Genomic DNA, 12,876 nt, shown 5'->3' on the forward strand with positions numbered 1-12,876 from the left:
TTCTAGTTTCTACCCGCTTTCGACACCGAGGTAGGCCGCGATGCACCGGGCCGACGCGGCGCGCGCCTGCCCCGAATCGGTACCACCGGCGATATCCGCCGCACACCAGGCCGCGCCGGATTCGCGCGTGAAACGGCGGCCCTCGTCGCTCACGGTCCACTGCGGACCGAACGACGGATCGATGTCCGCCCCCGTCGACGTGTGGATGGCCAGCCCGAGAAGCGCCCCGTCCCAGCCCATGCCGACGGCGCTGGGACCGTACTGCGCCCAGAACTCGTCGTCATCGGCGGAAGCGATGTGGTCGAGCTCCAGACGCGCCGAACCGTTGCCCGCGTCGAGGATTCGGAGCTCGATCCAGCTGACCTGGCCGTTGCACTCCCAGGTGGCGGTGAAGGTGCGCGGCGGATCGCATGTCAGCACGGTGCCGCCGGCGTTGCCCTCCAGCTGAAACGCGCCGCCGACCACGAGGTCGCCGGTGACCGGCAGGAACCACCGCGGAATCCGGTCCCGATTGGTACAGGCGTCCCACAGATCGGCCACGTCGGTCGGATACGTCTGACTGATCGTGACGACGCGGGCCTCGCCCGCCTGCCACGTCCGCGTGCCGACGGTGCGCTCCACGGCGTTGATCTGTGCGGTGACATCGATCATGACTCCCCCTTGCGGTTGCGTTTCCCGCGCGCCACCTCGGTGGCCAGTGCGTCCAGATGCGGTCGCCAGAACTGGCGGAACCCGGCCAGCCAGTTGTCGATGTCCTGCATGCCCCGGCCGTCCACGGCATACAGCCGCCGCTGACCGTCCGGGCGCACACTGGCAAAACCATTGTCGCGCAACACCTTCAGATGCTGCGATACCGCCGGTTGACTGATCGAGAACTCCGCCTGAATCGTCGTCCCGATGGCGCCCGCGGTCAGTTCACCGTGCGCCAGCAGTTCCAGAATCCGGCGGCGAACCGGGTCCCCCAGGACGTCGAAGGCGTGCACCACGCCAAGCTATAGCCGCGACTTATATAAGTCAACGGTTACACATCAACGCGGGCAGCGCATCAGCCGTCGGAGGCCTGCTGCACGACGGCGTCGTTGGTCTGCTGATCTGTCGCGCTCCACGAGACGGCCGCGGGGAAATGGCCCCACGTGCTGTTGAAGACGCCGACGAGGACGGCGCGGTTGTCCGGGGTCACGGTGTAGACCGGCCCGCCGGAGTCACCCTTCTGACTGACGATGCCGTTGGACATGGTGAACCAGCCGTTGTTCACGGCGTCGACGGTGCCGCACGTCTCACCGGTGACGACGCCGAAGTGGCACACCGGAGCGCCGCGCTGCGGATTCACCGCGGGATCGGTGACGAGCATCCGCCCGCCCGGCAGAATGTTGTTCACCATGACGTCGCCGGCGATGTTGATGGACTCCCAGTCGGAGATCTGGTGATCGGTGGCGATCGTGGCGCCGTCCGGCGTGTTGTCCCGGAACGTGATCATGGTGCCGATGAAGCGGCCGTCCTTGTCGGTCACCGGGCCGTTGCCACGGCAGTGACCTGCGGTGTAGCCGGTCCGTGCGACCGGGTCCACATAACCCAGCGTGCAGCGCGTGGTGCCCTGGTGAATCTCCATGCCTGGGTACACGAGCACTCCGGGATCAGCCGACGCGATCGGCGCCGGGGCGCCCACGGCGAACATCGGCACGGCGACCGCGGCTACGGCCGCAGCCCGCAAACCCCCCACAAACATGACTTGCTCCCATCACCTCGGGACGGACGTCGCGCCAGCCTACCCCGCAAACCCCAACCCGGGACGGGAAAGGCCCCGCCGTGGGCGACCGGCGGCCGCCCCGCACCAGCAAACAAACTGCCCCTCGAACCGGGCGTTGAAACGCGTTGGCGGCCCGGATCTTTCGATCCAGGCCGCCAACGTCCGTCCAGGTCAGGGAATGGTCAGGAGCTGACCGGGCTGGATCAGGTCCGGGTTGTCGATACCGCTGGCCCCGGCGATCTCCGGGTAGCGGTTGCCGTCGCCGTAGAACTGCTCGGCGATGGCCCACAGGGTGTCACCCGACTGCACGGTGTAGGTGCGCGGCGCCGGCGCCTCGGGCACCGGGGCGGGCTCGGGCTCGGGCGCGACCTCGGCGACCGGCTCGGCAGCCACCTCGGGCTCGGGTGCGGGCGCGGGCTCCGGAGCCGCCTCGACCGGCGCCGGGGGCACCTCGTCGGTGTGGGTCTCGGACGACCACTTGGCGTCGTCGCCGCTGTAGAGCACGAGGTTGCGATCGTCCTGCAGCACGAGACGGACGTTGTCGGCGCCGGCGGTCTGGCTGGCCCACACCGGCTTGTCCGGGGTGTACAGCACGAAGTTGCCGTCCTCCTGCACCTCGGCGCGCTTGACGTCCTGGCCGTCGGTGGCGGTGGCCCACACGGACTGCTCCCCTGCGTACAGCACTAGGTTGCCGTCGTCCTGCAGCACCAGCCGGTACGCACCGTTGTTCGACGTCAGCGACTGGCCGACCTCGAGCTTCTCGCCCTTCTGAAGTGTGTCACCCATGAAAGTCCAGCTCCTTTGGTTCGATTCACCCCTGTCGAGCAACGACAGTACCGACGGTTCCGGGGAACGCCAGTGTTTGCGCTCGCTGAAATCAAAACAGTTGGCGAACAATGAGTTATCGCGAAGGAATCACAGCGTTCTGTCAGCGTTGACGCCCCTGTCAGTGAACCGGCGCGGCCTCCGGTCCCGCCGGCTGCCATCCCGGCGGGCCGAAGACGTAGCCCATTCGGTCACCGAACCCGTTGGCCTGGCGCACATCTCGGACAATCGACGCATACTCGTGCGTCTGAAGTTTCCAGATGTTGTACGTACCAACAGGTTTGGTCAGACCATAGTTCGGCCGCGCGGCCTCCGGCGTGAAGCTGCCGAACATCCGGTCCCAGATGATCAGGACGCCGCCGTAGTTCTTGTCGAGGTATTGCCGGTCCCGGCCGTGGTGCACGCGGTGGTGCGACGGCGTGTTGAAAATGTATTCGATTGGCCGCCAGAGCTTTCCGATTCGTTCGGTGTGAATCCAGTACTGGTACACCAGGTTCAGCGAGAAGCTGGCGAACACGATCCACGGCGGCACGCCCAGCGCCGGCAGTACCGCCTTCATCGCCAGGTCGCCGGAGGGATTCCACTTCTGCCGCAGTGCGGTGGACAGATTGAAGTACTCGCTGGAATGGTGCGCCTGGTGCGTGGCCCAGAACAGCCGCACCCGGTGGGCCATGCGGTGGTAGGTGTAATAGATCAGGTCGACGCCGAGGATCGCGATCACCCACGTGTACCAGGCGTCACCCGGCAGGTGCCACGGCGCGACGTACACATACAGCGCCGCGTAGCCGACCAGCGCGAGGAAGTTCAGTACACCGCTGGTGAACAGCGACACCGCGCCCATCCAGATGCTGGCCCAGGCATCGGCGCGCAGGTAGGCGCCCGACGGCGGCCGCTGTTCGTCGTACGCGAGCTTGCGGGCCGCGCCCCACTCCAGCAGCAGCGCCACCACGAAGAACGGAATGGCGTACGAGACCGGGTCGTGCAGCATCGTCGGCAGCACGTCGGACAGCAGATCGGAACTCACGTCGACACCTCCGGGCGCAGCGTATCCGGGCACGCACCGTCCGCCGGCCGGAAATGCGCCCGCACCCTCCACTCAGCTCCCATCGTGCTCCGAATCGCGGCAAGATGGCGCGCATGACTGATCGCACCGCGTCGCTCGTCGAGCTCGCCCGACGCCACGGTGTGGCCACCGAGTACCTGGACTGGAGCGGCACGCAACACGCCGTCGCCGCGTCCACGCTGGTCGCCGTGCTCGCGGCGCTCGGCGTACCGGCCGATTCCGAGGACGCACGCGCGGCTGCCCTGGCCGACCACGAGCGCGCGTACTGGCAGCGCACCCTGTCCCCCACGATCGTCGCCCGGGCCGGTCAGCCGTCGAGCTTCTGGGTGCATGTCACCCACGGCGCGCCCGTCGGCGTGTGGATCCGGTTGGAGGACGGTTCGGTGCGGGCCGGGCTGCGCCAGCTGGAGAACAACCGGCCGCCCTTCGATCTCGATGGCCGCCTGGTCGGCGAGGCGAGCTTCGAACTGCCCGCCGATCTTCCGCTGGGCTACCACCGGCTGCACGTCCAGGCCGGCGCCGCCGCGGACGCCGACGCCGTCCTGATCGTCACCCCCGACGCGCTGACGCTGCCGAGCCGTCTGGGCAGCGGCCGGGCCTGGGGCCTGGCCACCCAGCTCTACAGCGTGCGGTCTCGGGACTCCTGGGGTACCGGCGATCTCACCGACCTCACCGACCTCGCCGTGTGGTCGGCCACCCGGCACCAGGCCGACTTCATCCTGGTGAACCCGTTGCACGCCGCCGGCCCGGTGGCCCCGATGGAGCCGTCGCCGTATCTGCCGACGTCGCGCCAGTTCGCCAACCCGCTCTACCTGCGCGTGCAGGCCGTTCCCGAGTACACCGCCGTCCGCACCCCGGCCACGCTGCGCAAGGCCCGCGCCGACGCCCAGTCCCGCGCCGACAAGAACGAGTTCATCGATCGCGACGCCGCGTGGAAGTCCAAGCGCAATGCGCTCAAGGAGGTTTACCGGGCCCACCGCTCGGCGGGGCGGGCCGTCGCATACGACGGCTACCGGCAACGGACCGGCCGCACGCTCGACGACTTCGCGACGTGGTGCGTGCTGGCCGAGAAGCACGGCGACGACTGGCGCGACTGGCCGGCGGAGTTTCAGCACCCGGACCATCCGGCGGTGCGGGCGTTCGCCGAAAAGCACAGCAGCCGTATCGATTTCCATCGGTGGCTGCAGTGGCAACTCGATGACCAGCTGACCGCCGCGCAGGCCACCGCGGTGCAGGCGGGGATGTCCCTCGGCATCGTCCACGATCTGGCAGTCGGCGTGCACCCGGGCGGCGCCGACGCCTGGGCCCTGCAGGACGTGCTGGCCACCGGCGTGTCGGCGGGGGCGCCGCCGGACGAGTTCAATCAGCTCGGACAGGACTGGTCGCAGCCGCCGTGGCGTCCGGACGAGCTCGTGGAGCGGGCCTACGAGCCGTTCCGCGCCGTGGTCCGGGCCGTGCTGCGGCACGCGGGCGGTGTCCGCATCGACCACATCATCGGCCTGTTCCGGCTGTGGTGGATTCCGGACGGCGCGACGCCGGTCGACGGCACCTACGTCCACTACGACCACGAGGCGATGATCGGCATCGTGGCGCTGGAGGCGCAGCGGGCCGGCGCGGTGGTGGTCGGCGAGGATCTGGGCACCGTCGAACCATGGGTTCGCGACTACCTGCACGACCGCGGTCTGCTCGGCACCTCGATCCTGTGGTTCGAGGCCGACCAGGACGGCGGACCACTGCCAGCGCCGCGGTGGCGCGAATACTGCCTGTCGGCGGTGACGACGCATGACCTGCCACCGACGGCGGGTTACCTGGCCGGCGCGCATCTGCGGCTGCGCCGCGATCTCGGCCTGCTGACCCGCCCTTACAAAGAAGAGGTCGCGGCCGACCGCGCCGATCAGCAGCGCTGGCTGGACGTCCTGCGCGCGGCGGGGTTGTTGCCGCCGAACGCCCCGGATGCGATCGACCCCGAGCAGACCGTCCTCGCCCTGTACCGCTATCTCACCCGCACCCCGTCGCGGCTCCTGGCACTGGCGCTGCCCGATGCCGTCGGTGACGTGCGGACCCAGAATCAGCCGGGCACCACCGACGAATATCCGAACTGGCGGGTCCCGCTGGCGGGTCCGGACGGCCGGAAGATCCTCCTCGAAGACCTGTTTTCCGATGCTCGTGCGGCTGCGTTGGCGCAGGTGATGGCCGACGCGGTGACACCGGGATTGAGTTGATTCGAGTTTCTCCACCCCGCCATCTGCGCTATCTTCGCTGTACTCGAGGAGGTCAGGTGAAGAAGCTGAAGATGCTGACGGCAGGCGCCGTGGCAGCAGGTGCGGTGGCGGTGGGTGCCACCGCGATGTTCGGCTCGTCGGTGGCCGCGTCGGATCCGGGCGGTTCGAGCTCGATGAACGTGGTGGGCGAGTCCTACGCCCGCGCCGTCTCGATACTCAAGAGCCAGGGTGTGCGGGCCACGTTCGGCGGCTCGGTCGGCAGCGATGTGCCGCAGGCGCAGTGCATCGTCGATCAGGAGAAGATGGGCAGCCACGGCCGCGTCATCCTCATGCTGAACTGCACCACCAAGGCCGTCGAGAACGCCTCCGCCGGCGCGCCGGCGGCCGGTGGCGGCGCTCCCGCCGGGGCGCCCGGTGCTCCGCAGGGCCCGCACGTCGGCGCCAACGGCGTGACGACCGTGCAGGCGACGCCTGTCGGCCCGCAGCCGGGCATGTCGGTCCCCGGTATGTAACTTTTGCCGAGACGGCATTCCAGCAGGTCAAGACACAGTTTTTGGCTGCTGGGATGCCGTTTCGTCGTCTCACGGCAAAACCCAGTACCGCCGTTCCCACATAAAACGCTTACACTGAGTCCACTCGCAACGATGCTTGAGGATCCGGAGGTAGCTGTTCCATGCTGCGACCACAACGTTTCGCCCATGAGGTAGACCCGGGTCCGGTGCAGATCCAGGCCCGCAACGTGGCTTTCGAGACCGCGGACAAGCCGATGTCCTGGATTCCCGGCCACCCTGTCGCCTCGCATGTGGTGAACCTGCTGAACATCCTGCTTCCGGCGGGTGAGCGCTGGTTCATCGAGACGTTCAACGAGGCGCTGCCGCTCATCAAGGATCCGAAGCTCGCCGACGACGTCCGCGGCTTCATCGGCCAGGAGGCCATGCACGCCGAGGCCCACGACACCGTCATGAACGACTACCTGGTGCGCAGTGGCATGAATGTCACGCCGTTGCTCGATCAGGTCGAGTTCGTCTTCGAAGAGATCCTCGCTCCGGCCAAGACGGACGACCCGCGCCGCAAGATGAACAACCTCATCGAGCGGCTGTGGTTCATCGCGGCCGTCGAGCACTACACCGCGGTACTCGGCGACTTCGTCTTGAACTGCACGTGGGACAACTACGACGCCGACCCCGTCATGGTGGACCTGTTCCGCTGGCACGGCGCCGAGGAGGTCGAGCACCGCTCGGTGGCCCACGAGGTCGCCGTGTACTTCCGCAACAGCTACTTCGACCGCATCCGCGCCATGAGCGTGGTGGCGGTCCTGATGTACGTGTTCTTCCAGCGCGGCATGCGGTTCCTGGTCAAGAGCGACCCGCAGCTCAAGCTCGGCTGGTGGAAGTCGCAGCGCCTGCGGATGCGCGACTCGAAGCTGGGGCTCCTGCCGAAGTACCGGAACCTGCTGCTGACCCAGACGCTGGTGTACTTCAAGCCGAACTACAGCCCGGAAGACATGGGCTCGACCGCGCAGGCCGTGGCGTATCTGGCCGCCTCGCCCGCTGCCCGCGCCGCACACCTGTGAGGGCGCGCCGCTTCCGGTCACGTCTGGCGCCGCCCAGCGTGATGGGCCTGTTGCCGCACGACCTGCTGGTAACCGTGGCCGACGCCGTCGTCAGCAGCACGTTCTGGGTGTCGACGCGGGTGCGCAAGCCCCCGGTACCGGCCGTCGTCGAACGCACCATCGCGCTCAAGATCGCCGGCCGTGAGGTCGTCGCGCACGACCAGGACGTGGTGGCGTTGACGTTCGTCAGCGCCGACGGGTCGGAACTTCCCCGCTGGCACCCGGGTTCGCATCTCGACATCCACCTGCCCAGCGGTCTGATCCGCCAGTACTCGCTGTGCGGCGATCCCGACGAGCAGGGCGCCTACCGAATTGCCGTGCGGCGCATACCCGATGGCGGCGGTGGCTCCATCGAGGCGCACCAGCTGGCGGTCGGGGACGTGATCACCACCAACGGACCGCGCAACGCCTTCCCGCTGGCGGTGCCCGGCTTCGGGTCGCCGACCCGAACGCTGCGGTTCATCGCCGGCGGTATCGGTATCACGCCGATCCTGCCCATGCTGGCGCGCGCCGAACAGTTCGGCATCGACTGGTCGATGCTGTACGTCGGCCGCAGCCGAGACAGCCTGCCGTTCCTGGACGAGCTGACGCGATTCGGCGACAAGGTGCAGATCCGCACCGACGACGTCGACGGCCTGCCGACGGCCGACGATCTGCTGGGCGACTGCCGGCCGGGCACCTCGGTGTACACGTGCGGCCCGGCGCCGATGCTCAATGCGATCCGTACCCGGCTGGTCGGGGCGGACGACATCGAGCTGCACTTCGAGCGCTTCGCCGCGCCTCCGGTGACCGATGGCCAGGAGTTCAAGGTCGAGGTCGCCTCGACGGGCCAGACCGTTGCCGTCGCGGCCGACGAGACGTTGCTGACGGCGCTGATCAAAGCCGGTGTGCACGCACCGTATTCGTGCCAGCAGGGCTTCTGCGGTACGTGCCGGGTGAAGGTGCTCGCCGGCGCCGTCGACCACCGGGACGGCCTGCTGACCGAGACCGAACGCGAGGCCGGTCAGGCACTGATCTGTGTGTCGCGCGCGCAGGGCGACGGACCGCTGACCCTGGACCTCTAGCCGTCCGGTTTACGATGCCCCAATGCCAATGGCCGAGGGGACCGATTTCGCGGGCTACACCATCGTCCGGTGCCTGGGTTCCGGTGGCATGGGCGAGGTCTATGTCGCCCGGCATCCGCGACTGCCCAGGCAGGACGCGCTCAAGGTGCTGCGTCCCGAGATGTCCACGAATCAGGAGTTCCGCGAGCGGTTCCTGCGTGAGGCGGACCTGACCGCTGCGTTGTCGCATCCGAACATCGTCGGGGTGTACGACCGCGGCGAGTTCGACGGCCAGTTGTGGATCTCGATGGAGTACGTCGACGGCATCGACGTCGGCCGCCTGCTGCGCGGCGCCGGCGGCGTATCCGACGACCAGGCGGTCGCGATCATCAGCGCCGTCGCCGACGCGCTCGACTACGCGCACCAGCACGATCTGCTGCACCGCGACGTCAAACCGGCCAACATCCTGATCAGCGACACCGATCCGGCGAGCCGCCGAATCAAGTTGGCCGACTTCGGCATTGCGCGGTGCGCCAACGACTCCGCCGGGCTGACCGCGACGAACATGACCGTCGGCACCGTGTTCTACGCCGCTCCGGAGCAGCTGACCGGCAGCGTCATCGACGGCCGCGCCGACCAATATGCGTTGGCGGCCAGCGCTTTTCAGCTCTTCACCGGGGCGCCGCCGTTCGAGAACTCCAATGCCGCGGTGATCATCGGCAAGCACCTCAGCGCTCCCCCGCCGTCGCTCTCACAAAGCCGGCCCGATCTCGGCGCCCTGGACCCGGTGCTGGCCAAGGCACTCGCCAAGGATCCCAAGGACCGGTTCGACAAGTGCGCCGATTTCGCCCGCGCCCTTCAGCACGGGCTGGGCGTGACGGGCGCGGGTGCCACCATTTTGGCTCCCGCGGCGGCGGACAGGACGCAGGTCCTGCAGCCGGACAAATCCACGCGGTCCCGCCGGTCGCTGATCCTGCCCGTCGTGCTCACGGTGCTGCTGATCGCCGCACTGGTCTTCGCGGCCATCGAGTTCACCCGCGCCAAGGATGAACAGCCGGCACCGCCGCGTCCCGCAGCGACGACCACCACGGCTCCCCCGGCGACCACCACACCGTCGGCCACCGAGGCGCCACCGAGCCCGACATCGGCCGTCGCGCCCACCGAGCCTCCCGCCGAACCGACCGAGGCGACGGTCACCAGCACGGTCACGGTCGAGACCACCACCGCCGCACCGCCGACCACCCCGGCCACCACCGAAGCGCCTGCGCCAGAACAGGAGACGCCGATCCGCGAATGCATGGACCGGACCGGGATGACACGGCTGCAGTGCTGGGAAGAGATTCGCCGCGGCGAGCGGAGGCGCTGATGTCACCGAAGTTCGCCGTGGTCGCACCGGTCGCGGCCGGAGTCACCGCCGATCCGGTCTGGATGACGCAGTTCGCCCGCCACGTGGAGAGCTGTGGCTTCGAATCCATTGTGGCCGTGGAACATACGGTGCTGCTCACCGAGTACTCGAGCGTGTATCCCTACGACGCCTCGGGCCGCGTGGAGATTCCCGCCGACTGTGCGGTCCCGGATCCACTGGAGCTGCTGGCTTTCCTCGCCGGGCAGACGAGCACACTGGGCCTGGCGACGGGCGTGCTGGTGCTGCCGAACCATCACCCGGTGGTGTTGGCCAAGCGCGTCGCCACCTTGAACGCCTTGTCCGGCGGTCGTGTTCGCCTGGCCGTCGGCATGGGCTGGCTGCGCGAGGAGATCGAGGCGTGCGGCGCCCCGTTCGACGCCCGTGGCCGCCGCGCCGACGAGCAGATCGACGTATTGCGGCTGCTGTGGTCGGATCAGCCGGACGGCGCCACCCATTCCGGCGAGTTCTTCGAATTCGCCCATGCCGCTTGCTATCCCAAGCCGGTTTCGCCGATCCCGATCCACATCGGCGGGCACAGCCGGGCCGCGGCCCGCCGCGCCGGCCAGCGCGGTGACGGCTTGCAGCCGCTCGGCGTCGCCGGCGCGGAACTGTCGGCGTTGATCGCGCTGATGCGGGAGTCGGCCGAGCGGGCCGGCCGGGACCCCGACGCCCTCGAACTCTCCCTCGGACACCTGGTGCCCAAGGTCGACGCCGATCGTGCCGACCGGCTCGCGGAGCTCGGCGCCGACCGCATCGTGCTGGCGATGCCGCCCGTCACCGACATCGACGAGGCCAGGGACATGTTGTCGGCGTGCGCCGAACGGCTCGGGCTCACGCCGTGCCGCTGACAGTGGCCGACCGGCTGGCGCTGACCGACCTGGTGCACCGTTACGCCGCGGCCGTCGACGACCGCCGGTTCGACGATGTCGTCGAACTCTTCACCAGCACAGCGGAATTGGTCCTCCCGGACCCGCCCCGATCGCTGGACCCGGTACGGCCCGAGCACCGGCCCGACGGGGTCCGGGCCGCGATGGCCGCCCTGTCGGGCGTCGCCCGCACCCAGCACGAGATCGTCGGCGAGGTCTACACCGACGCCGTGGACCACGCTCGTGGCCGCATCACGTGCGTCGCCCACCACTGGACCCGCGGCGCCAACTCGGACGTCACCGATCTGGTGTGGCACCTGCGGTACGACGACGAGTACGCCCCGACCGGCGACGGCTGGCGCATCCGGCGCCGCGCCCTGACGCTCAACGCCATCGAGACCCGGCCCGTCCGCCGCCTCAGGGACTAGCGGTGGCCTCTGTCGGCCGCGCCACGATCAGCAGCGTGTCTCCGCCGACCTGCACGCCGCCGTCGCCGATCACCGCCGCCAGCCGGGCCCGCAGTTCGGCGGCGCGGTCGGCGGGCAGCACCAGGTGGTTGGAGTAGGTGAACACGAGGTCCAGCCACTGCTCGCGGGTGTACTGCTCACCGCGGGCGTAGGTCAGCTGCTGCACGGCGAATCCGGCGGTCTCCAGGTCGGCCACCACGTCGGCGCTGTCCATGCCCGAGCCGGTCCCGCCGGTGGGGGTCCCGGTCACCAAAGGTGAAGCGGCATCGAGGAAGTCGCGGTACACCTCCGCGAAATCCTGGCGCGACGGCTGCACCGGGAACAGCCGGTTCCACGCCAGCGCCAGCCGGCCGCCCGGGGCGAGCAACCGGCGAATCTTCGGCAGCGCCGCCGCCGGGTCGACCCAGTGGAACGACTGGGCGAACAGGACCACGTCGAAGGTCCGGCCGGCGTCGTCCCAGTCCTCGAAAGTGGCCACCTCGACGGTGACGCCGTGCTCGGCGGCGATCTCGGCCATCCTCGGATCCGGTTCCAGCGCAACCAGTTCCGCCCCGCGGGCGATCAGCTGCCGGGACGCGATCCCGGTTCCGGCGCCGACGTCGAGCACCCGGACCGGACCGGTCCCGACCAGTTCGTCGAGCATGGCCTCCGGGTAGCGGGGCCGGTGCCGGTCATACGACCGGGCGGCACCGCCGAACGAATCAGCTCGGTCACGCTGCCGGTACAGCTCATCAGACTCAGCCACGACTCGACGCTACCGGGAGCCCGTTCCCCGGATGCCGAGTGGTGCACCGGCGGCAGCTACGGGCATGCTGGACCCCATGACGCGTCCGCCGCGCCGGTGGGACCCGCTCCGACCGCTCGATCTGTTCACCTCGGTGGTGTCGACCGCCGCGGTGCTGCCGGTGAGCACCGGGGCGGCCGCGGCCTATCGGACGGCGTTGCTGACGGTGCGGCCGCTGGTGATCGGGCGCCGGATCACCGTCCGCATGAGCACCAGCGACCTGGCCTTCACCGTGACCAAGTTCGATTCCCGGTGGGATGCCGGCATCTTCGCCGTCGGCCACATCGGCACCGTCAAGATCGCCGCGGACAAGGTGAAATGGGCGGGAACCGAACTGAATTCGGTCTCGGCGAAGCTGAACAACCTACACATCCGGCCCTCGGTGCCACCGATGCTGGCCGCCACTCCCGTCGAGGTGACGGTGGAGGTGCCGTCCGACTCGCTCGACGAGCTGATCCGGGCCGCCGAACCGCGTGTGCGCACCGAGATCGGCGAGGACGGGGTCGCCCGAATCCGGTTGTCGCGCTTCCGCTCGGGGGTCATCGAGGTCGATCCCCATTTGCACGGCAACACGCTATGGCTCAAGCCCCGTGGCCTGACGCTGGGCGCCGCCCGGGTGCCGGTGCCCGGGCTCGCCCCGGCGTACCCGGTGCGGCTGCCCGAGCTGCCGTACGGCATGACCCTGACCTCGGTGGAGGTCGGTCCTGGCGTCGTACGTGTCGGCGCGACACTGCCGGAATGGCGGTTCGACCTGCCGCGCGCCGTCCTGGACGAGCTGATCAACCAACTCAGTGTGGTGGGCCGCCCGCTCGACGTGATCTGGCCGGGCTGATCCGCTGCGC

Annotated in this window: 14 protein-coding genes; 8 read left to right on the top strand and 6 right to left on the bottom strand. The window is 69.1% G+C overall.

The window, feature by feature from the left end; translation table 11 throughout:
• Nucleotides 1-9: 9 nt before the first annotated feature.
• From VXD91_RS20455 to VXD91_RS20475, 5 genes are all read right to left on the bottom strand, one after another.
• Nucleotides 10-651: an SRPBCC family protein gene (locus VXD91_RS20455; RefSeq protein ID WP_346416237.1), complete on the bottom strand. Its 642-nt coding sequence runs from the start codon at nt 649-651 to the stop codon at nt 10-12.
• Complete coding sequence (locus VXD91_RS20460) at nt 648-983, bottom strand: metalloregulator ArsR/SmtB family transcription factor (protein WP_293019117.1); 336 nt, start codon at nt 981-983, stop codon at nt 648-650. The genes VXD91_RS20455 and VXD91_RS20460 overlap by 4 nt, the downstream gene beginning before the upstream one ends.
• A gap of 62 nt (nt 984-1,045) precedes the next feature.
• Nucleotides 1,046-1,675: a hypothetical protein gene (locus VXD91_RS20465; RefSeq protein WP_167526452.1), complete on the bottom strand. Its 630-nt coding sequence runs from the start codon at nt 1,673-1,675 to the stop codon at nt 1,046-1,048.
• A gap of 243 nt (nt 1,676-1,918) precedes the next feature.
• Nucleotides 1,919-2,533 carry a LysM peptidoglycan-binding domain-containing protein gene (locus VXD91_RS20470; RefSeq protein WP_212814366.1) on the bottom strand — a complete coding sequence of 205 codons (615 nt, stop codon included), beginning with the start codon at nt 2,531-2,533 and terminating at the stop codon, nt 1,919-1,921.
• Between the two features lie 160 nt (nt 2,534-2,693).
• On the bottom strand, nt 2,694-3,560 hold the full coding sequence (locus tag VXD91_RS20475) for a sterol desaturase family protein (RefSeq protein WP_346416264.1): 867 nt from the start codon (nt 3,558-3,560) through the stop codon (nt 2,694-2,696).
• Nucleotides 3,561-3,709: 149 nt separating this feature from the next.
• On the opposite strand from VXD91_RS20475, the gene malQ reads away from it, so the two are divergent.
• The 7 genes from malQ to VXD91_RS20510 all read left to right on the top strand — a co-directional run bounded on the left by malQ (nt 3,710) and on the right by VXD91_RS20510 (nt 11,211).
• The gene (malQ, locus tag VXD91_RS20480) at nt 3,710-5,857 is read left to right on the top strand and encodes a 4-alpha-glucanotransferase (RefSeq protein ID WP_346416238.1); all 2,148 of its coding nucleotides are present in this window, start codon (nt 3,710-3,712) and stop codon (nt 5,855-5,857) included.
• A gap of 56 nt (nt 5,858-5,913) precedes the next feature.
• Nucleotides 5,914-6,369: a hypothetical protein gene (locus VXD91_RS20485; RefSeq protein ID WP_212814362.1), complete on the top strand. Its 456-nt coding sequence runs from the start codon at nt 5,914-5,916 to the stop codon at nt 6,367-6,369.
• A 161-nt stretch (nt 6,370-6,530) separates the two neighbouring features.
• Nucleotides 6,531-7,430: a metal-dependent hydrolase gene (locus tag VXD91_RS20490; protein ID WP_212814360.1), complete on the top strand. Its 900-nt coding sequence runs from the start codon at nt 6,531-6,533 to the stop codon at nt 7,428-7,430.
• Between the two features lie 41 nt (nt 7,431-7,471).
• Nucleotides 7,472-8,533 (top strand): PDR/VanB family oxidoreductase, encoded by a 1,062-nt coding sequence (locus VXD91_RS20495; RefSeq protein WP_346416265.1) that lies wholly within the window; start codon nt 7,472-7,474, stop codon nt 8,531-8,533.
• 22 nt (nt 8,534-8,555) lie between these two features.
• Entirely contained in the window at nt 8,556-9,878 is a 1,323-nt protein-coding gene (locus tag VXD91_RS20500; RefSeq protein ID WP_346416239.1) for a serine/threonine-protein kinase, read from the top strand.
• Nucleotides 9,878-10,765 carry an LLM class F420-dependent oxidoreductase gene (locus VXD91_RS20505; protein WP_346416240.1) on the top strand — a complete coding sequence of 296 codons (888 nt, stop codon included), beginning with the start codon at nt 9,878-9,880 and terminating at the stop codon, nt 10,763-10,765. Before VXD91_RS20500 ends, VXD91_RS20505 begins: the two co-directional genes overlap by 1 nt.
• Nucleotides 10,756-11,211 carry a nuclear transport factor 2 family protein gene (locus tag VXD91_RS20510; protein WP_346416241.1) on the top strand — a complete coding sequence of 152 codons (456 nt, stop codon included), beginning with the start codon at nt 10,756-10,758 and terminating at the stop codon, nt 11,209-11,211. The genes VXD91_RS20505 and VXD91_RS20510 overlap by 10 nt, the downstream gene beginning before the upstream one ends.
• Here VXD91_RS20510 and VXD91_RS20515 read toward each other — a convergent pair.
• Complete coding sequence (locus VXD91_RS20515; protein ID WP_346416266.1) at nt 11,201-11,977, bottom strand: class I SAM-dependent methyltransferase; 777 nt, start codon at nt 11,975-11,977, stop codon at nt 11,201-11,203. The genes VXD91_RS20510 and VXD91_RS20515 overlap by 11 nt on opposite strands.
• Nucleotides 11,978-12,071: 94 nt before the next feature.
• Between VXD91_RS20515 and VXD91_RS20520 the strand changes: the two genes are divergently transcribed.
• On the top strand, nt 12,072-12,866 hold the full coding sequence (locus VXD91_RS20520; protein WP_346416242.1) for an LmeA family phospholipid-binding protein: 795 nt from the start codon (nt 12,072-12,074) through the stop codon (nt 12,864-12,866).
• The last annotated feature ends 10 nt before the right edge of the window (nt 12,867-12,876 follow it).

The sequence above is a fragment of the Mycobacterium sp. SM3041 genome (assembly GCF_039668335.1).
Taxonomy (GTDB): domain Bacteria; phylum Actinomycetota; class Actinomycetes; order Mycobacteriales; family Mycobacteriaceae; genus Mycobacterium.